This window comes from Bacillus sp. FSL K6-1005 (assembly GCF_038000225.1).
In the GTDB taxonomy this organism is placed as follows: domain Bacteria; phylum Bacillota; class Bacilli; order Bacillales; family Bacillaceae; genus Bacillus; species Bacillus mojavensis.
In genome coordinates this window covers 427,814-449,690 of record NZ_JBBOBP010000001.1, presented here as the reverse complement: position 1 = coordinate 449,690, position 21,877 = coordinate 427,814, and the positions used below count along the sequence as shown (strand labels likewise).

Genomic DNA, 21,877 nt, shown 5'->3' with positions numbered 1-21,877 from the left:
GCGATTACGCTTCATACGTTTCATCGCTTTCCGCTGTTTTTTCTGCTATCAAGCGAATGACAAGCGGCAGAGCCGCTGCAATCAACGTAATGATCAGCAGAACCGATATTCCCATTGTAAACAAATGCCCTGTTCCGTACTGGATGTCGATATATACCTTCGACACCGGATCCTCAAATGTGAAGTTGGGCATAATCAAGTCAATAAGCGGCGCAACATAGAATAAAATCATTGCCGCTGAAGCAACCCATCCAGGAATTGATCCGAATCGGAATGCCGCCCGAATAAAGGCAGAGCTCGCGACCAGCAATAAAATCGTAAACACAGACCACTTAATCGTCTGATCGTCCGGCAGTGAATAAATATTCAAACCGAACAAGCTGATCATCAATCCGACAAGGATATTCAGAATTCCGAAGAGCGCTCCTTTGACGAGCAGCGGCGCATTCTGGTAATACGAGCTGAAATATCCGATTAACAGACTGCTGATCAAAATAATAACCAGGATGACAACCGGCGGCACCGTCTGAATTTTTTCTTCCGGAACCTGACCGCTGATTTTAAGCGGGTTTGCCAAGTAATCATATACATAGCCGTTGTTTTGGCCATCTACTAATGTATTGCCCAGAATGCCGTATACGTCACTGCGTACAAGCTTCGTGGAGGCAACATTTTTACCCCAGTTGTTATTTAATGTGTCAGCTTTCGTCTGTACATCATTTACGCTTTGCTGCATGTTGGTTGTGTAATCAATAATGCCTGACTGGCGTTCAGATAATGAGCCCATCACGTCTGACATTTGCAGCACTTCCTGGCCGACCGTATCTTGCACGCTCAGTGCCATTGTGCCTGACAGACCATCATTATTGAACGTTGCAGATTCCTGCGCTGCACCGGTTACAAGCTGTTCTGACGCTTTAGACGCACTTTCAGAGATTTTCGTCAGTTCATCGAGAACACCGGCTTGAGAATCACGGATATAGCTGCCGTAGTTGTCTGCAAACTCGGTCATGCCATTGATGAAATTGTCGATGTCTTCATCGGTTTGCATCGTGTTGTTTTTGAGATCTTCCCAGCTTGCTGATTCTTCCGGTTTGATGGCTAGGACTGATTTGACGTTGCCCTGCTGGCCGTCAATGGCATAGTTTTTTGCAGTGCTGTCTATCGTTCCGGATAATACAGAGTCATACACAGATAAATATTTATAGTATCTCATTAAATCGGAGATGCTTTCTGTGTTGATTTCCCCCGGGAATTGAAGCTGATCTTTATTCTCCAGCTCGCGAATCGCTCTGTAAATCCCTTCGAACTCCCTCTTCCGTTTCGCTTCAAGATTTTCAAGTTTACCTTCTAGCTTTTTTACTTGGTCTTTCAAGTCATCAATTTCATCATTAAGACCATCCATTTGCTCTTTTAGTTCTTCTAATTTCTTTTTCAGCTCTTCATTATGGGCAGTTTCTTTTTCTTTGAGCTCTTCTTCAATTTGCTTGATTCGCTCAGACGCTTTGCTGAGCTGTTCTTTTGCTTTTGCGATATCAGAAATGTCGTCATTTCCTGGTTGATCTTCATTTCCGGGCTCTGTTGTGTCTCCGTCGCTTCCGGTTCCGTCTTCATTTGCCAGCTGGATAAATTGAAGGGCTGAGTCAGATGAAGCAGTCTGTTCGGCAGATGTGCCCGTTTCGGTTTGTCCGCTGTCTGACTTACCATTGGAGGCATCTCCGTTCTGCTCCTGACCGTCTGTTCCCTGCTGCTGGTCTTGATCCTGAGTATTGCCGTCCGTTTGCCCGTCATTCCCGGTATCACTGCTGTTATCATCGTTTCCGGTGTCTCCCTGTGTATCATCGGGAATGGTGCTGCCTCCGTCATCTGGATGATCCGGCTTGTCAGTGGACGGCTCGTCTGTTCCCGGTTTTTCAGTTCCCGGGTCCTCCGGTGTCGGATCCTCTTTTTCAGGCTCCTTCAGATTGTCTGAAATATCTTGAATGTCAGCGGCAATGTTTTTCAATTCTTCACGCTGTTTTTCAAGATCGATTTTCAGTTCTTCAGGATTTTCTTCGTTCGGGTCTTTATCTTCATCATCTGAACCATCATCTCCATCAGGCTGCGGGTCAGCTTTCGCAACAGTGAGCGCCTCGCGCGCTTCAACAAGCAGTCCGTATACTTGGTTTAAAGCTGCCTGTCTTGAAGCGGTCTGGTATTGGTTAATTAAATCGCTTTGTATCTTCGCCATACCAAGTTCCTGCTGAGGCACTTGGCCTTCCCTGATTTGCTGGGCGGCTGCCAGAACTGTGCTGGTTTGTCCAAGCTTTGTTTTCACTTGGCTGATACCTGTTGACAGGCCGCTCATCTGCTCGCTGAACTGATTGGCCTTTTGCTGTGCTGAAATGGCATCCAATCCTGTCTGGATTTGCTGCTGAGTTGAATCCTGGGCTGCCAATAGCAGCTTCTTTTGATTTTCTTGATATTCTTTGTATCGTTCCACAGTATCAACGAAGTCTTTCAGGGTGTTTTTTGCTTCCTCCGCTGTCGAAGCTTTTTCTTTTGTCGTGCCTTGGGCTTCATTCATTGATTTCTTCAGCTCATCGATTAGGTCTTTCTGGCGTTTGATTTCACCTGCTAAATCGTTAGAGCTTGGTTTGTAGAAATTGTACATGACATTTTGGAATTCAGATTCTTTATTGACGATTTTGTCAAACTCTCCTCTGATATTGTCCACTTTTTGTGAGACAAAGTTCCAATATAAGGCCGACATTTTTTTGTTCATTGTTTTTTGGGCATCTTCAAGCTCACGCTGCACTTTTTCTTTGTTGACCGCATTCAGGTTATCTTGAATGCTGAACTCAAGCGTGGCTTTTTGAGGACGCTCTTTGTCGTAGCTCAAAATATTTTTTGAGAAATCTGAGGGAATGTAGACGATCGCATCGTATTTTTTCGATTTCAGGCCTGTTTCCGCTGCACTTCGGTTCACGACCGTCCAAGAATAATCAGGACGTTCCCCCAGAACGGCAGCTACTTCCTTACCGAACTGGGCGGATTGATCATCTTCATCGTCCGCTTTCACCTCATCACTCAATACGCCTGTGTCTTCATTCACCACTGCGATTTGCCGCGTGGAATTGGCTGCTTTTTTCGTCGGATCTTCCCCGATAAATCGGAAAAACAAAACCGGCAGCAGCAAAATAATGATGACGGCGGATATTAACTTGATTAAGTTTTTTCGTTGTTCTGTCATCTAGCACTCTCCCTTTCAGCAGAACATAAAGGAATTTGAACTTTTTGCTCCTTCCCGTTTTCCACAACATATCCGAAGCCCGGCTGAATCTCCGGCTCCTGTCTTTGGTACGGAAGAGGAATGACATTTTGTTCAGATTTTTTCATCAGCAGGATAGCGTGTCTGATTTGCTTCATCTCAGTCGTCAGGGAATCATAGCCTTTGGAGAACTCACTGTGATTGCCTGCCGGAATAAAGCTGAAGCCAAGATGCGCGTAAGATTTCATAAAGTTCGCCAAACGGTCTTGAATTCTCGTATCAATCGTCTGCTGGAATCTCGTAATTCCGTCAATCATTAGAACCACTTGAGAGAATCGCAAGCTTTGTGCGTCTCCCTGGCGAACGGCTTCTACATACATTGCTTCTCTTGTTTTAAAAATGTCTTCTGCTGTTTCAATCCACTGCTCAATATCATCTTTTGTTTCCAGATATGCGACATCTGTTTCTTTTGCATATTTGGATAAACCGCGGTCGATCGAGTCAAACAAACCGATCATTTCCGTTTCATCATCAAGCAGATGCTCGAGCATCACTTTTAAGACGTTTGTTTTTCCTCGCTGTGTCTGCCCTAATATCAGGCAATGCTTGTGCTTAGCCAAGTCAAAGTACACCGGGCTGACGGTTTCTTCATGAAGCCCGATCGGCACAGATAAAGGCTTGCGTTCCAGCTTGAAGCGGAGAGAAAACTCTCTCGTCGACAGGCTTTCCGGCAGCATCGGAATCGGAGCCGGCTGTTGAAGTGAAGCGTAGCGATCCTGAAGAACCTGCACTTCTGCTTTCAGCTCGTTGAACATGCCAATATCATCCTCTGCTTCAACAGGCAGGAACATTTGGGCGAAATAAAGCTCTTCTTTTTGAATGATCACGCGCCCCGGGATCGGCTCAAGGCTGAACTTCGGCCGTCCGTAAATGGAATATCCCTCGGATTGATCCATCAGGTAATGGACAACCTTTGTTTTCAGGTTGTTCAAGAGCGACTGGCGGACAGCATTTACGCGCGTCGCCGTCAGCATGAAGTAAATCCCCAAGCTTTGTCCGTCTCTGGAAAGCTGGACAAATTCCGATTCAAGCTCATGCATCTCATCCTTGACGATATCAAAGTTGTCGATTGTGATGAAAATGAATGGAAGCTCTTCTTCGCTCAGCGCATTGTACATTTTGATATGGCTGATTTCTTTTTCACGGAACAGACGTTTTCGGCGGTCAATTTCCTCTTTGATCCGGATCATGAACTTTTCAATTTTTCTCGACTGATCCATCAGGAAGTAATCCGCCGTGTGCGGCAGCTTCGCTAATGGCAGAAGCGTTCCGTTCCCGAAATCAAAGATATAGACATGAAGCTCTTCAGGCGTGTAGACGTCTGCAAAACTCATCAGGAATGTTGCCGCTGCAATCGATTTTCCATAGCCTGAGGAGCCGAAAATGCCGATATTTCCGTCTTCCATCATTTTATAAGCAATCGGTGCCTGTCTTTGCAGATCAGGTTCATCAACATAAGCAAAGTGGAAATGGTCCTTTTCTTCTGATGGGAAAAGGGTGCGCGGGATACGTTCCGCAAGCGGCGGCAGCCAAGGACTCGGCAGCTTCTCGATTCCCATTTCCTCTTGAATGCGTTCGATTTCGTCAACCACTGCTTCGATTTCTGATTGAACTTCTTTTTTCGCCATTTCTTCGGTGTCGACCTCAGAAAGCGGGATCAGGCCGGTATCGGTGACAATTGCGATTTCATCCTCTGTTCCGTAAACTTCCTCTAAGTAAGGGGCCCCGCTCCAGGCGGATTGGAACAGCTCGTACACTTCATTGTTTCCGACCTGCAAATAACCGCGTCCGGTAACAGTGATGTTCGCGGCATCGCTGTTTTTCAAAATCTCTTTACTATCAGTAGCATCCTGAACTTTAAGCGCTACTTTAAAGCGCGAGTTACTCCAGATTTGGTCGTCTATGATACCGCCCGGCTTCTGTGTAGCCAAAATCAAATGTACACCGAGGCTTCGGCCGATACGTGCGGCACTGACAAGCTCTCTGATAAAATCAGGCTCTTCGCTTTTCAGCTCTGCAAACTCATCGGAAATTAAGAATAAGTGCGGCATTGCTACTTCTGCTTTCCCCTGCTTGTACAGCTTTGTATAGTCATTGATGTGATTGACTTGATATTGATCAAACAGACGCTGCCTTTTTTTCAGCTCGCTTTTAATCGAAGCAAGCGCACGCATACTGAAGTTTTGGCTGCCTTCAATATTGGTGATTGTGCCGAGCAGGTGGGGAATATTGCGGAACGGCTGCGCCATTCCTCCGCCTTTATAGTCAATTAATAAGAAAGCCGCCTCATGCGGGTGAAAGTGCACAGCAAGTGACAAGATATAGGTCTGGAGAAATTCACTTTTCCCCGAACCTGTTGTCCCCGCGAGCAAACCGTGCGGCCCGTGGGCTTTTTCGTGAAGGTTCAGATGTACAATGTCATCCTTCCCTTTATAGCCGATCGGCACCGACAGCGACTTCGACGATTCACTCGTCAGCCATCTTTGCTGGATTCCGATTTCTTTTACTTCCTTCGCATGGAAAAGCTCTAGGAACGAGACCATTTCCGGAATGGAGTTCGTAATGCCCACCTGGTGGTTCAGCGTGCGAAGCGTGCGTGAAAACCGTTCGTTGTCCTCGCGCTGATGTTGATCGAGCCTGAACGGGATTCTTACCGCTTTTTTCTTTTGTATTAAAATGTCGCCTTCATTTTCGTTGATATAGCGGACAAGGGTCGTAATGTTTTCTGATAAACTTTCCTTTGTGTCCGCAGCGACAATGGTAGAGATACCCAGATGCTCATGCTGTCCTTCCAGATATTCAAGAATGACGTGCTCTGAAATCAGCTGCTGATTTGTAATGACAAAAACAAAATGCGGTTTAAACTGCACTTTTTCTTTGTCCTCTTCCAAGTCACGTTCTCTTATCAATTCGTAAAGAGAAGACAGGAGCTGGTCACGGGTCTGTTCATTATAAATAAAGCCTTTTGCATAAATATGGGTCATTTGAAATTGCGGAAGCCACTTCATCCACTCCCAGTCTTTATACTCTTCTTCATGAAAAATAAAAACGAAACGCAAATCGTGATAGCTGTTAAAGAACGACAGCTGGCCGATCAGCTGGTGAATCTCATTCTTAACAATCTGAGATTTCCCGACAAGGCCCATCGGCCCCTCCGCCAAATCCACCGTAACCGGCGCATTGCGGATGTCCTTATAGACACGCTGCATGTGCTGCGATTTCTCCATAAGGTCATCAATATCACGGTTCGCCAGGTCTCCGCCGCTCATATTGATTTCATAGCTTGCAGGAACTGTTCCGGTCCCGAGCCGAATCTGGAGATAATCCTTGCTTTCGAGTGATTTTTCCCAAATTCGGTCACTGATTTCACTTGTTAAGTATTTCATTTGTTCAAAAGAAGGAAAATGAAAGTCAAGAACCTGCTTTTGCTTTTCAGCAAGTGCCTGAAGCTCTTTTCTCTTATTATCTAAGTAAAGCTTATACACGCGTTCCCGCTTTTCCTCGCGTTTTTTCCGCTGGTTTTTATCCCGGAAATATTGAACGGTCGAGGTAATAAGGGTCATCATAAACATCGCCAAAGAAACGAGTATAAATATGCCGCGCGGCTGGATGATGGCGACAACGCCCATCACAATCAGCATCACAAGCGGAGGCAGGATGACGAGCCACAGCCCTCTATTGGTTTGATCGCTCTCCTGAGAGGGAAAACTGAAGGACACACGGTCATCTGGCAAATCGTACACCATCCGCGGCGTTCTTCTGTACTGCGGATATTTTTTCTGCATTTCTGTGCTTGGTTTGACCGTTTTGGTTAACACTGTTTCAAGCGGTGTGTAATGAACGATTTCTAAGAGGTCTTGTTCAGTTACTCTCATTAGCGTAAAATTCCAGAATATTTCATCTCCCGGTTTGAGCGGTGCAGCACTTATTACCTTCTCTCCGTTCAAGAACACATTCCCGCTTTCTGGGAGAATCGACCATTTCTTGCCGATATGCAGTAACGAAAATGTGCTTTGCTCCGCAAAAGCAAAATCATTCGCGTTCAAGTAGATATCTGCTGCTGTCTTTTCTGAGGAACATGTCATCTCGTCTCTGTTTCCTGTAAAATAAACGGATTTTTCAGGCTTGCCGGCAATTAAAAACAGACGGATATCCTGCTTGTCCGTTTGAAGAGAAAATGATGCATCAGTTTCAAGACTGCCTAGGCAATCATTTCCCAGGAAAACATCGTACTGGCTGCCGGATTCCTTCCTCTGAAGAGAAATTACTCCGTTCTCAAACGGAATGGTGCCGATGGTAATGGAATCCTTCACATCTGGCCCTATGGTCACCGGCTGGGACGCAGGGAGGTCAGACAGTTTTAGTTTTTGGACGTTTTGCTGGTAGAAAACCCATAATAGACTCAAATGGCGAACCCCCTAACGGCCGAAATACGGCGTGCGATGACCTGAACTTCATGTTTCACTTTATTTGTCATCTTTTTTCTCATCTTTCTTTTCTTTCTCTTTTTTCTCTTGTTCTTCTTTTTTCGCTTTTTCCTCGGCTGCAGCCTTTTCTTCTGCCGCTTTCTCTTCAGCTTGCTGCTTTTCTTTGTCTGATTGTTCTTCAGTGGCTTGGCTGGCTGTATCAGTTTCTGCCGTGTCTGTTATCGCTTCTTCTTTTTGTTCTTTCATTTGTTTGGTAATTTGATCGATCTCGCTTTGTACCGTATCCAGTTCTTTTTGCTTTTCATCATCTTTCATACTGTCATCTGCTAATATTTCAGCCTTATATCGAATCAGCCCCAGCCCTATGTACGGGTTATACTCCAGCTTTCTTCCGATACTAACGGCTTCTTTATTCTCGCCTCTCCCTATATCTATCCAATAAAGAAAGTGCTGTGGGTCTGATTGGAGCGTGACCAAATTATTTTCAATTTGTTTCTTTTGAGTGTCGCCTAATTTTTCAACCTCAACATAAGACATTGCAAGCTGATACTGCACTGAATCAGGCAGGCTTTCCGCATCATATTTAGCCAGCGTGCTGATAACCTCACTGTACTGCTTGTTTAAGAAAGCACGGTTGCTTTCCACAATCGCCTGATGCTTTGGCTGCGCGAAAAATAAAGCATACATCGAATAAATCAGAGCCGGCACAAGCAACACAATGAGTCCCAGGCCAATATATCTTTGGATGTTCCATTTCTTTTTCGGGATATGTATGTATGTTTTGGCTTTGGCTTCGAGCTCATCGATATGTGTCTGAATCAGCTCGAGCAGTTCATCATAGGACTTTGCATGCAATATCGCTTTTGTCTCCGGAGAGAATGTCAGCGTTTCATTGAATTTCAAGTAGTCCTCAAATGCAAAAGCGCCGTCAACTGCCAAAGCCGCTGCAGCTTTCAGTTCCTGCCAGACTCTCTCCTCATCATGCTCGTAAGGAGGAATGCTTTCTTTTACGCCGTAATGAAGAAAATATGGGGTCAGCCCTTTATCGAATACAATGTTTTCCGGGGCCACAATCAAATGCAGCCTTGATAACTTGTGCTGCTGTACAGCCTGAACAAGCTGATAGGCAAACTGCCATTTGCTTTTTTTATCTTTAGCTTTTATCAAGCGAAATTCTTTATAGGAGGGAGGAGGTTGGATTGTGATGATCACTTCGTCTTCCGTCACATCGATCTCTTTATGAAAAAATGGATTTACATCCTTGATCACGTTCGCTTCGAGACCGTCCAGAAGCTTTATTTTTTCCCGTTGAAAGGTAAATGTAAAGCCGTCTTCCGTTTTCTTAGCAGCAGCTTCTAATTGGTTTTCTAAATATGATGTTTGTTCACCTGACATTCAACCAGATCCTTTCATAATATTTCAAGCCGGTCTCCGCTTGTAATGCCGCAATCAGATAGCTTGCATTCTCCGGAAAACACCGTATCCTTATTGACCACTCTGATCCAGTGCCCTTCGCGCGGAGGTATGGAAACGCTTTGGGCCTGCCAAGCGATGTCAATGACTTTTTTCACCGGGTGGTAATCTGACAATCTGAGATCGAAGACACTTCCGTTATAATGTTTCAAATCTATCGTAATATCAATATACATGTTTATTCACCCTTACATAGAAAGAGCGCCGTCTTCTGGTGAATCAGGCGCTCCTTCCCTTTCATACTGTTATCCGCGGATTTGATTTGCGATGTCTTGGTCAGTAGACTCAAGAGTATTTGCTGTTTGATCAAGCTGCTGGTTAACATCTTGAAGCAAATCTGACATTTTGATAAATGAAGGTTTGAGCTGCTCGTATTGATCTGCGAACGCTTCGCTAGAAGCACCTTCCCACATGCTTTTTAAATCAGAAATCATTCGGTTTAAACGATCAACCTGATTTAATACTTCTTGGCTTTCAACGCCATATTGCTTCGCCATCGCTCTTAGCTCTTCGGGTGTGACACGAATTAATCCTGCCATATTCCTCATTACCTCCTGTGCCATCAGCCTAAATATGGGCTAATTCACTTATTTTTAGAACGTAATTATTATAAAAACAGTTTTTCGGTACAGTCAAACAAATATGTTTTAATTTTACAAAATGAGTCCAATGGTTTACCTCTCACCTCTTAAAAATTACATATTTTGTTAAACAAATAGGTTTATTTTCTCAATCCACGTCGCCTTCTTGGAATAATCCAAAAGACCCAAATGATTCTCTAACTCCCAAAAAAAACCTTTCAGAAAATTTGATGCTACAGCACCATCTCTGAAAAGGTTCAGTTTTTCTGAAACACTCATCACAGAACATGTATCTCATTATATTTAAAAAGTGTTTTTTGGCTTTGTACACTTCTATTAAACTGTATTCTTTGTTGTTGATTTTCACAAACAAGAACAATCATAATAAAAGCAAGACGATTTGATGTCAAAGAGAACAAAGAATACAAGGATGGAAAAGTAGGGATAATGATGACTATGCCAAAGGATCCGTTTAAATACAGTTTTGACAGACTGGAAGATGTGGCTGATCATATCAGTGAAGTGCTGCAATGTCCGATCACCATTGAAGATGTGAACCACAAACTGCTAGCCTACAGCACCCACAGCGATTGTACTGACCCTGCCCGGACGTCTACGATCATTGGCAGAAGAGTGCCGGAGAAGGTTATTAATAAATTGTGGAAAGACGGGACGATTCCCGCGCTGCTAAAAACAGACCAGCCGATCAGAGTGAAGGAAATTGACGAAGTCGGACTAAGCAACCGCGTCGCGATTTCGATTTGGAAGAACAACCAAGTGCTGGGGTTTATTTGGGCGCTTGAAATTCAAAAAACATTGTCGGATGATGATTTGCTGACATTAAAAATGGCGGCTAATGCAGTAAGAAATAAGCTGCTTAAGCTCCAAATCAGAAAAACGAAAAATGAGGAACGCAGCCAAGAGTTTTTCTGGAAAATGCTGACTGGACACATCTATCAAGAACAGGACATGACGGATGGGTTTAACAAGCTTGGAATGGTCGTTCCCTCTGAATTTTCCGTGATGATCATCCGGGTAAACGGCGAGCTGACCGAAAAAACAGAACAGCAGCTTCATTATCTGCAGGAAACGACCCAGCAGGTTCATGCTCTGCTGACGACCGTTGATTCCAATGAACTTATCATTTTAACCGCGCCAAAAACGGATCGTCCTTTTCAAGATTTAAAACAGTTCGCTTTCAGCACGCAAAGACAGCTGAGGGAACGTTATAAAATAGAAGATGCTTCTATTGCATTTGGCGGAATATACAACTCGATTTCGTTTGTCTGCCGTTCATATCAGGAAGCACTGTCCGTATTGAAAGCAAAGGAACGGTTTGCTGAAGAAACCAAGCATCTCTTCAGTTTTTCAGAATTAGGCATTTATCAATACTTGGACGTGTTAGATGAGAAACGGAAGCAAACGGGATATTTCAACTACTCCCTTTCAAAACTCGAGCAGTACGACCGGGATCACCAGTCCAATATGGTCGAAACGCTCGAACGTTTTATTGAAGCCGACAGCAATGTGAATACCGCCTCTAAGATCTTGAATATTCACGTTAATACATTGAATTACCGGCTGAAGCGAATCAGCCAGATCGCTGAGATCGATTTAAAAAATGTGAATCAAAAGTTTACTATATATTTGGATATCAAACTTCGAAACATGGGTTTGTGAAATTTCACAAACCCATGTTTTTTTATTTTCTGTTTCAAACAAAGAATTTTCCAAAAAATCAAGCTACACTAAACATATCACATATACGGGAGGAAATAGATATGATCATTGGGGTTCCTAAAGAGATAAAAAACAATGAAAACCGTGTCGCATTGACGCCTGGGGGCGTTTCACAGCTCGTTTCAAACGGTCACCGCGTGCTAGTTGAATCAGGCGCAGGCCTTGGAAGCGGCTTTGAAAATGAAGCCTATGAGTCAGCAGGAGCGGAAATCATTGCTGATCCGAAACAGGTCTGGGACGCTGAAATGGTCATGAAGGTCAAAGAACCGCTTCCGGAAGAATATGCATACTTCCGAAAAGGGCTTGTACTGTTTACTTACCTCCACTTAGCGGCTGAACCGGAGCTTGCACAGGCACTGAAGGATAAAGGCGTCACAGCGATCGCGTATGAAACGGTAAGTGAGGGACGGGCATTGCCTCTGCTTACACCGATGTCCGAGGTTGCAGGCAGAATGGCAGCGCAGATCGGAGCCCAGTTCCTAGAGAAACCTAAAGGCGGAAAAGGAATCCTCCTTGCCGGAGTGCCTGGCGTTGCCCGAGGAAAAGTAACCATTATCGGTGGGGGCGTAGTCGGAACCAATGCGGCAAAAATGGCTGTCGGCCTAGGTGCAGATGTGACGATCATCGACTTAAACGCGGATCGCCTGCGTCAGCTTGATGATATATTCGGCCATCAAATTAAAACGTTAATTTCTAACCCTGTCAATATCGCCGATTCGGTAGCCGAAGCGGACCTTCTCATATGCGCCGTGTTAATTCCTGGTGCTAAAGCGCCGACGCTTGTCACAGAGGAAATGGTGAAACAAATGAAGCCTGGTTCAGTGATTGTGGATGTTGCAATTGACCAAGGCGGCATCGTTGAAACTGTAGACCACATTACGACACACGATCAGCCGACATATGAAAAACACGGCGTCGTTCACTATGCTGTTGCGAACATGCCGGGCGCTGTGCCTCGCACTTCAACAATTGCGTTAACGAACGTTACGGTTCCATATGCACTGCAAATCGCAAACAAAGGGGCAGCAAAAGCACTCGAAGACAATGCGGCACTAAGAGCGGGATTAAACACAGCAAACGGCCACGTGACTTATGAGGCTGTTGCCAAAGATTTAGGATACGAATATGTCCCTGCCGAGAAAGCCTTACAGGATGAATCATCTGTGGCCGGCGCTTAATTCATATTGAGCTTGCAGAAAAATTTCTGCAGGCTTTTTTTATCTTTTAAAAAGGAAAAAGGAAATGATGTCTCGAATTAAAACGAAGAACTTGATCATAAAGGAGGATTCATATGGCTGTTCAGCAATATGGCGTGTTAAAAGGCGTTGTCTTAGATATGAAGCGGGAAACAGATGATGACAGTCCTCATTTCCAAGTCAAGATGCTCGGTGAAGAGAATACGTATTACAGGTGCGCCATCAATGTCATGTCCAGTTCCGAGGAATCTGAAGTATTGTATTTGGCAGACGATCAGTTTGATTCGAGCTCCATTACCATCCTTCCGAACATGCCGTATGGATATACGAAGATCAATGACGAAAACCGTGAAGTAGCACTGGATTATGTGCAGGGCAATCTTTTTGATTCACGGGAAATGAAGCCTTTGCCTCATGAAATCACGGGGCCTGATAATGATTTAAATGACTTTATTGAAACGTATATGAAGAAAGCGAAAGAAGAGAAAGCGCCGGTTTATATATTCGGGTCAAAATTTGGACCTGAACAGGCGGCAGATAAAATATTCGGCTTTACCCCGACAAACGGTATGCACAACATCCACATGAATCAAGGCAATGCGCTGGATACCCGCTGGAAAAAAGACAACGGCTCTTGGCATGACGGAGGCATTCTGATTCAATTTGCCGATCAGTGGGCCGCTGTGTTTTTAGCGTTTTTATCCCAGTCATGGTGTACGGATGAAAACGGGAACCCTGTCAGAGATTGCGATCATACCCAAACGTCTGCGTAAGATAGAAAAAGAGACTGCCTGCTGCAGTCTCTTTTTTTTACCGTCAATGCATTTAGACATTTTCGACAGGCTTTAAGCTGTTCGGCCTCATATCGCTCCAATGCGATTGGATGTAGTCCAGACAAGCCTCACGCCCTTTTTGTTCATGAACGACTGTCCAGCCGCTCGGCACATCGATAAAGCCGGGCCACAAGGAATATTGGCCCTCTTCATTGATGAGAACAAGGTATACGCCATCCGCATTTTCAAAAGGATTTGCCATTGCTTTTCCTCCTTCATTGATTCATTTCTTCCAATTTAGCTGCCAGAACCCGGCCAATGACTGCGAGCGGTTCCGGCTGACAGAGATCTTTATGGCGGCAGTCAATGTCGATTTGTTCAATTTGTCCATCAATATAAGGCTTCCACGAATCAGGTTCAATCGGGTCAAACCATTCAGGAATGATAGTTGATCTGAAAAACAGAACATTTCCGCGGAAGGTTTTCGGCTTATATGAGCCTAAAATGCCGACAGAATTAACGTACGTATTCTTTAGGTTTAAAATGACCGATTCATCCAGGCTCGCAAGCGCGCTGCCATCTCGCCGCAGAATCTCAATAGCTGTTTCAAAATCAAGCGGCTTGTCTCCTAAGCTGTCTGGGTCATACCCGCCTAACGCGAGAAGGGCAATAAGCGCTTCTTCATCATCCGGTGCCTCTTTTATAGGAAGGAAGTGGTTTGGATAGGCGTCCAGCATAACCAATAGAGAAACGTCTTCCCCTTGCTTTTGCAGCTGTGTTGCCATTGCTTGAACGACATTTCCGCCTAAGGACCAGCCAAGCAAATGGTACGGCCCTTTCGGCTGGATCGTCCGAATCTGTTCTATATAGTCGGCAGCCATGTCATCGAGCGTTTTCGGAAGCGCCTCCTGCTGTCCAATTCCCCGCGCTTGCAGTCCATAGATGGGGTAATCCGTTCCTAATGATGTCATCAATCCTGCATAACACCAGCTAAGTCCCCCCGCCGGATGTACGCAAAACAACGGAAGCCGGTCTCCGCTTGTTCGGAGCGGCAGCAAAACATCAAGAGCGCTTTGGCTTGAACCCATCTCCAGTCTTTCGGCAAGCCCTGCCACAGTCGGCGCTTCAAATAGATTGCCAATGCTGAGTTCAACCCCGAGTGCTTCACGTATGCGGCTCATCAGCTGAACTGCGAGCAGGGAATGTCCGCCCAAATCGAAGAAACGGTCATCAATACCGACACGCGGCAAATGAAGCACTTCCATAAACAAGTCACAAAGGATTTCTTCCTGCGGGGTTCTCGGCCCGCGACCTGTCACCGCAGCAGCAAAATCTGGAGCAGGCAGCGCTTTACGGTCAAGCTTTCCATTCGGCGTCAGCGGCAATTCTTTCATCGTCATAAAGGCTGAAGGCACCATGTAATCCGGCAGTCTCTCGGCAGCATACCTCCGCAGTTCCGCCGTATCAAACGTTTCTTCCGAGGAAGGTATGACATAAGCTGCCAACCGTTTATCTCCCGGCTGATCCTCACGAACGATCACTGCCGCATCTTCCAGCTGTGGATGCTGAACAAGCGCGGCTTCAATTTCTCCCAGTTCAATTCGGAAGCCCCGAATTTTCACTTGATGATCGGCACGGCCGACATAATCGAGAGAGCCGTCAGCACGCCTGCGGGCTACATCTCCCGTGCGGTACATCCGTGTGCCCGGTGGTCCGAATGGGTCAGCGATGAAGCGTTCCGCCGTTAAACCGGGCCGTCCTAAATAGCCTCGGGCCAATCCGGCTCCTGACACATACAGTTCTCCAGCCACACCCGGCGGAACGGGCTGTAAACGCTCATCCAGCACATACACGCCTAGATCGGGAATTCCGCAGCCGATCAGGCTGTTTGCTCTTATAGCTGCAATATTCCGGTCTAATTCGATATAGCTGACATGCACTGTTGTTTCAGTAATACCATACATATTGATCAGTTTTGGCATCTGTTCAGGATGGCGATGATACCAATCCTCTAAACGGCTGAGTTCAAGCGCTTCTCCGCCAAAAACAACATATCGAAGGCTGAGCGCCTGTCCGAGATCAGGCTGCTCCCTTTCCGCCTGCATAAACTGATAGAACGCTGATGGTGTCTGGTTCAAAATGGTCACACCCTCTTTTACCAGCAGACGCAGAAACGCTTCCGGAGATCTGCTGATGTCATGAGGCACGATAACAAGCCGTCCGCCGTGCAGCAAAGGTCCCCAAATCTCCCAAACAGAGAAGTCAAACGCGTAGGAATGGAACATTGTCCACACATCGTCTGAACCGAAACGGAACCAGTGATCGGTCGCTCCAAACAACCTCGTCACATTTTGGTGAGGAATCATGACGCCTTTTGGAACGCCTGTTGAACCGGATGTATAAATAACATAAGCCGTGTTGAAAGGTGACAGCGGGCGAATCCTGTCCGAATGATCAGGATTCAAAGGACTATATGTTTTTAGTTTCTCGCATAATTTCGGATCATCCAGTACAATTTTCGGCACATTTTCTGCAGGCGGGATTTGATTTTCCACCTGTGAGCTCGTGATGATAATCGCAGGCCGGGCATCGTTCAGCATAAAAGCGATTCGGTCGGCCGGATAGTCCGGATCAAGCGGCAGGTATGCAGCTCCCGCTTTCAGTACCGCTAACAGTCCGACAGTCATATCCAAAGAGCGAGGCAATGCTAATGCCACAAATTGCTCCGATCCGACGCCTTTGCTAATCAGCAGCCGGGCAAGCCGGTTCGCCCTCTCATTCAGCTCCGTATAGCTCATCGCCTTATCTTTATACACGACAGCAATGGAATCAGGGCTCAACGCAGCTTGTTTCTCAAACAGCTCCGGGAGACACGCTTGCGGAATCTTTTCAGAAACACTTTGCCAATCCGTCGCCGTGATGCTGCGCTCCTCTGGTGCTAGAATATCCAGGCTTCCGATTTTCTGGTCAGGAGCAGCCTCGGCAGCCTCAAGCAGCCGCAGAAGGCGATCAGCAAGAGCTTGAACAGTCTCACGTTTAAAAAGATCGGTGCTGTACTCAAGCAATCCTTCCAGTCCATTTGGTGTCCCGTCATCAAGACGGCTTTCACTGATTTCTAACGTTACATCAAATTTGGCAGATCCTACGCTATGAATGTGCAGGCTGCTTTCTGTACCAGGCAGGTTCAGTTCTGCGTCAGGCGTATTCTGGAACGCGAGCATGACTTGGAATAATGGATGCGTCGCCCGGGAGCGAACAGGATTGAGCACCTCTACAAGTCTCTCAAACGGCAGATCCTGATTTTCATAGGCTGCCAGATTCACTTCCCGCACTCTGTCCAGAAGCTCACGGAAACTCGGATCACCAGCGGTGTCTGTTCTGAGCACCAATGTATTGATAAACAGTCCCACAAGATCACCAAGCGCATCGTCATTCCGCCCCGCGATCGGGCTTCCAATCGGAATATCCGTTCCAGCTCCGAGCCTCGTCAGCAAGGCGGCAAGCCCTGATTGAAGCACCATAAACAGACTTACTCTATTGGCACGCGCCAGCTCCAGCAAGCGGCTGTGAAGCTCTGAGTCTATACGGAAATGGATTGTATCTCCCTGATGACTCGGCTCAGCCGGACGTGAATAATCAGTTGGCAGTTCGAGCTGATCGGGCAGGTCTTCCAGTCTTTCTTTCCAGAAAGCTAGCTGACCGGCAATCAAACTGTCTGGATCATGCTCGCTTCCGAGCAGACTTTGCTGCCAGAGCGCATAATCCGCATACTGCACAGCAAGCGGTGTCCATTCGGGGGCTCTCCCGTGACAACGGGCGGTATAAGCAGCAGCCAGATCACGAGTCAGAGGGGTCAATGACCATCCGTCTCCGACAATATGGTGCACGAGCAGCAGCAGCACGTACTCATCGGGACCGATAACAAAAAGCTCGGCACGGAAAGCAGGCTCAGCTGCAAGGTCAAAGCTGTAGCGAGCAGCATCGGCAAGCCTCTTAGAAAGCTCCTCCTTCTTCACTTCTGTAACATATAAAACAGGACGGGCTTGATCGGCGTCTAAAATATGCTGATAAGATGTCCCCTGTGATTCAGGGAAAATGGTCCGAAGGCTTTCATGGCGGCTGATGAGATCATACAGTGCCGCTTGCAGCGCTCCTTGGTTCAGTTCACCTGAAAGACGGACGGCAACCGGGATATTATAAGTAGGACTTGGCCCTTCCAGACAATGTAGGAACCATAGTCGGCGCTGTGCAAAAGAAAGCGGAATGTTCTCGGGACGTTCAGCTCTTTGCAAAGCGGGACGGACACTCTGCGCCTGGTCAAGATGTGCAGCAAGTCCGGCAACTGTCGGTTCGTCAAAGAGCTTGGCGATGCCCAGCTCAGCTCCCATCGTCTCACGAATTCGGCTCATCAAACGGGCGGCAAGGAGAGAATGGCCGCCCAGCTCGAAGAAACTGTCATCAATACCTACGCGTGCAAGACCTAGAACCTCTGCAAACAGATCACACAGTATCTCTTCTTGAGGCGTTCGAGGTCCCCGGTCAGTGACAGATGCGCTAAAATCGGGTGCCGGCAATGCCTTCCGGTCTAGCTTTCCATTAGGTGTTAATGGCAGTTCATCGATCTCCACAAATGCCGCAGGCACCATATAATCAGGCAGACTGGCACCAACATAACGGCGAAGCTCAGCAATATCTAGAGCTGAAGAAACAACCAGATACGCCACTAATCGTCTATCTCCCGGCTGATCCTCTCGAACGACAACCGCAGCCTGTTCAATTTGCGGATGTTTAGCAAGCACGGCATCAATTTCTCCAAGCTCAATGCGGAAACCGCGAATCTTGATTTGATGATCGGCCCGCCCAATGTAATCCAGAGACCCATCCGCACGCCAGCGGGCCTGATCTCCGGTCCGGTACATCCGTGTGCCCGGCGGTCCGTACGGATCAGCAACAAAGCGCTCCGCCGTTAAATCAGGGCGTCCTAAATATCCGCGGGCCAAGCCGGTTCCGGCAATATAGAGCTCCCCAACAATGCCTGGCGGAACGGGCTGCAAACTATTATCGAGCACATATACCTGCGTATTCCAAATCGGCTTTCCGATCGGAGGCACACCCTGCACACCTTTTTCGAGAAAAGCTGCCGCAGACCAAATGGTTGTTTCAGTAGGGCCGTATAAATTAGTTACTGGACAATCAAGTGCCTGCAAGGCCTGCAAAAGTCCGCTCGGCAGGGCCTCTCCCCCGACAAGCACCCTGAGCTCCCGAAGTTTCTCAGGTTCGTTTGTGACCAACGCATGCCACAGGGTCGGCGTGGCCTGCATAATCGTTATATCAAAATATTCAATCATTTTAGCTAATGCCTGCGGCTCACGGATTGTTTCTTTTTGAGCAACAACAATACTCGCTCCGCTGATAAGCGGGAGGAACAATTCCAAAGCAGAAATATCAAAAGCGACGGTCGTCACAGCCAGCAGCCTGTCTTGTTCATTGAGAGAAAATGTCTCCTGCATAGACAGCAGAAAATTACTTAAACTTTTCAGCGTGGCAACAACACCCTTTGGCCTTCCTGTTGATCCTGATGTATAGATGATATACGCCGGATAAACAAGAGATACATGTACATTTGGATTGTCGGCAGAATAACGCTTCACAATTTCTTTTGTCACAGGCTGATCCAGCACAAGCTGCGGTGCCGTTATATCATCAGGCAAAGTGGCTGCAATTTCCTCAGTCGTTATCATGCATGATGGCTTCGCATCCTTCAGCATGTATGAAATTCTGTCGGCTGGAAACTCCGGATCAAGCGGAAGATAAGCAGCGCCAGTCTTTAGTACGGCAAGCATTGCAGCTACCATCTCGGAAGACCGCGGCAGAGCCAAGGCGACAAACTGCTCCGGGCCAAGACCTTTTTCTATCAAAAGATGCGCAAGGCGGTTTGCTTGTTCATTCAGCTCTTGATAGCTTAATTGAATGTGATCGCAAATCAGGGCGATACGTTCAGGCGAACGTTTTGCCTGCTCCTCAAACATATCCGGAAGGCTGAGCAGCTGCTCGGGTTTTGCTGTCTCATTCCATTCGCTTATGACCCGTGCTTTTTCTGCCGGCAAAAGAAATTCCATTTGCCCAATCAGCATGTCCTCACCGGCTGATGCCGTTTGTAAAAGCTGTAAGATCCGCTGCTGATGCACCTTTATTTCTGACTCGCTGTACACTTCAGGATTGGCATCCACATCAATTCGCAGCCCGCTTCCGTCTGTTCTGTCATAGACATTTATCGACAAATCATCAACAGGACCGGCTGAAAGATTGTGCGTGGTCCCACGGGCTCCGGCAAAGTCGAGACCGTAATCAAAAGGCATCAAATTAATTTGCGGGCCAAATAATCTATGATTTTCTCCTATTAGTTTCAGATCCCGCCGCAGTTCCTCATGGCGGTATTTATGATGCTGCCGGATACTGCGGATTTCCCGGGAAATCTGCAGCACAAGCTCCGAAAAGCTCATCGAAGGACTCACAGACAGCCTCAGCGGGAGAAGATTCATCACCATAGCCGGAACATTCAAGGATGCCGATCCCATCCGTCCCATCATGGGCAGTCCGAGCACAACATCCTCAGAGCCGGTCATGCGGTGTACATAAGCAGCTGATACCGCAATCACGACTTCATGCCAGCTTCCGGCATAATAGCGCGCCGCTTCTTTCAATGCGTTTACATCTGATGGCGGCAAATAAACAGTCTGGCGCAGAAAGCTTTTTGAGGTTCTCGGCGCCCGTTCTGCCAAACTGACAACTTCAGGCCTGTCCGCAAAACGATTCAGCCAGAATTGACGATCCTCTTCATATGTATCAGACGAGCGGTACTCTGCGTCCTCCGCCAAAATATCCTGCAAAGAGCCGAAGGAACGATCATCAGCGGACCGCCCTCCTGCAAGTGCAGTATAGGCCTGTGCAACCCGCTGGGCGATCAGAGAAAATCCAAAGCCGTCGATCGCAATATGGTGAATGCGCTGATACCAAAAGAAACGCTGAGGCCCGGCTTTAAACAAAGCTTCGCGGAACAACGGGTCATGCTGTAAATCGACCGGCTTTGCCAAGTCAGCTTTCATCCAGTTTAAAGCGGTCTTTTCCGGATTAGGTTCAGAGCTGACGTCAATGACTTGGAGCTGTACATCCGGTGATGGATTCATCATCTGCCAAGGCCCGTCCATATCTTCACCAAAGCGGACATGAAGTGATTCCGCTTGTTTTATTACGTGCCGTAAAGCTTCTTCAAAAAGAGAAATATCGATTGGGCCGTTGATTTCTATATATTCGGCTGTATTGTAGATTGGATTGTCCGGATCAAGCTGCTGAGCAAACCAAATACCGCTTTGCGCTCCGGTTAAAGAATATTGAAGATCTTTTGTATCAGGCATCCGTCTTTTTACCTCCTTTTATAAATAGTCCGCGTTTGGCAACACTCTCTCAATGCGGATTGAAAGCAATTTCTGCCATTCTTCTATCGTCGGCCGTTCAGCCAGTTCGACGAATGTCACCTCGGCTCCTTCACGGCGCCATTGTTCCACTAATGTCATGATCCTTACAGAATCAAGTCCCCTATTCAGTAAGTCCTCATTATCTGCAATGTCATCAGGAGATTCTTGGAGAAGCTCAGCAATTTGTGTGCGGATACTCTCGCAGGTAAATATATGTTTTTCAGCTTTTTCTGATGGCTTTTGAGCCGCAGAAGGCGTATGTTTCAGCTGATCAAGCAAGCTGTCGGTCATCAGCGTAAACGCACAGCGCCCAGCCGCATAATCAAGCGCCATTTTATGCTTGTCCCGAGAAAAGTCAGCAACTGCATCAGCAACAAAAAATGCTTCTATATCCTCCATAAACGCTTCACATGCTGTAACGAGACAGCCAATATGAGCATAAATCCCGGAGATGATCAGCTGATCACGCCCCTGTTCACGCATGATCTCAAGCAGATTCGTTCTCTTAAATGCGCTGTATCTCCATTTTGTCAATACGAGATCATTGTCTACCGGTGCAAGCTCGGCCACAATTTTTTCCTCATAAGGGCCGCTGCTTAATCCAGGTCCCCAAAAATCAGTCAGCAATGCCCGGTCCTCCGGGTTTTGACTGCCGGGCTGCGCTGTGTAGACAACAGGTATCCCGAGCTGAACACATTGATCCTTCAGTTTGCGTATATTTGCTGAAAGCTCTATTACCGGAGACGCTCCAGCTGTAAACGCGTCGACAAAATAGTTCTGCATATCGTGTATTAAGAAGACTGCCCGATTTGGATCAGGCACCCATGATACTTTGTTTGTTGGCATATCAGACGCTGTCGGCATTTGATACGGCTGAATGGCAGGAATAGCCATTTGAACAC

11 protein-coding genes are annotated in these 21,877 nt (G+C 46.8%); 3 read left to right on the top strand and 8 right to left on the bottom strand.

The window, feature by feature from the left end; all coding sequences use genetic code 11:
- Window positions 1-4: 4 nt before the first annotated feature.
- The 5 genes from esaA to NST16_RS02155 all read right to left on the bottom strand — a co-directional run bounded on the left by esaA (window position 5) and on the right by NST16_RS02155 (window position 9,749).
- Window positions 5-3,232: a type VII secretion protein EsaA gene (gene esaA / locus NST16_RS02175; RefSeq protein ID WP_340883725.1), complete on the bottom strand. Its 3,228-nt coding sequence runs from the start codon at window positions 3,230-3,232 to the stop codon at window positions 5-7.
- Window positions 3,229-7,716: a type VII secretion protein EssC gene (gene essC / locus NST16_RS02170; protein ID WP_340883724.1), complete on the bottom strand. Its 4,488-nt coding sequence runs from the start codon at window positions 7,714-7,716 to the stop codon at window positions 3,229-3,231. The genes esaA and essC overlap by 4 nt, the downstream gene beginning before the upstream one ends.
- 60 nt (window positions 7,717-7,776) lie before the next feature.
- Entirely contained in the window at window positions 7,777-9,132 is a 1,356-nt protein-coding gene (essB, locus tag NST16_RS02165) for a type VII secretion protein EssB (protein ID WP_340883721.1), read from the bottom strand.
- Window positions 9,133-9,146: 14 nt separating this feature from the next.
- Window positions 9,147-9,386, bottom strand: coding sequence for an ESX secretion system protein YukD (gene yukD / locus NST16_RS02160; RefSeq protein WP_010331710.1), 240 nt, complete (start codon window positions 9,384-9,386; stop codon window positions 9,147-9,149).
- 69 nt (window positions 9,387-9,455) lie between these two features.
- On the bottom strand, window positions 9,456-9,749 hold the full coding sequence (locus NST16_RS02155; RefSeq protein WP_003220661.1) for a WXG100 family type VII secretion target: 294 nt from the start codon (window positions 9,747-9,749) through the stop codon (window positions 9,456-9,458).
- Window positions 9,750-10,247: 498 nt separating this feature from the next.
- Between NST16_RS02155 and NST16_RS02150 the strand changes: the two genes are divergently transcribed.
- From NST16_RS02150 to NST16_RS02140, 3 genes are all read left to right on the top strand, one after another.
- Window positions 10,248-11,471 carry a PucR family transcriptional regulator gene (locus tag NST16_RS02150; RefSeq protein ID WP_168749498.1) on the top strand — a complete coding sequence of 408 codons (1,224 nt, stop codon included), beginning with the start codon at window positions 10,248-10,250 and terminating at the stop codon, window positions 11,469-11,471.
- 101 nt (window positions 11,472-11,572) lie between these two features.
- Window positions 11,573-12,709 (top strand): alanine dehydrogenase, encoded by a 1,137-nt coding sequence (gene ald, locus NST16_RS02145; RefSeq protein ID WP_010331712.1) that lies wholly within the window; start codon window positions 11,573-11,575, stop codon window positions 12,707-12,709.
- Between the two features lie 113 nt (window positions 12,710-12,822).
- Window positions 12,823-13,500, top strand: coding sequence for a YukJ family protein (locus tag NST16_RS02140; RefSeq protein ID WP_340883719.1), 678 nt, complete (start codon window positions 12,823-12,825; stop codon window positions 13,498-13,500).
- A 52-nt stretch (window positions 13,501-13,552) separates the two neighbouring features.
- On the opposite strand, the gene NST16_RS02135 is transcribed toward NST16_RS02140, so the two are convergent.
- Genes NST16_RS02135 through NST16_RS02125 form a run of 3 tightly spaced genes read right to left on the bottom strand, consistent with a single transcriptional unit; the run spans window position 13,553 to window position 21,869 of the window.
- Window positions 13,553-13,762 (bottom strand): MbtH family protein, encoded by a 210-nt coding sequence (locus NST16_RS02135; RefSeq protein WP_010331714.1) that lies wholly within the window; start codon window positions 13,760-13,762, stop codon window positions 13,553-13,555.
- 13 nt (window positions 13,763-13,775) lie between these two features.
- A complete protein-coding gene (locus NST16_RS02130; RefSeq protein ID WP_340883718.1) occupies window positions 13,776-20,915 on the bottom strand; it encodes an amino acid adenylation domain-containing protein in 7,140 nt (2,379 codons plus the stop codon).
- A gap of 18 nt (window positions 20,916-20,933) precedes the next feature.
- Window positions 20,934-21,869: an isochorismatase gene (locus tag NST16_RS02125; protein ID WP_168748651.1), complete on the bottom strand. Its 936-nt coding sequence runs from the start codon at window positions 21,867-21,869 to the stop codon at window positions 20,934-20,936.
- Window positions 21,870-21,877 lie beyond the last annotated feature (8 nt).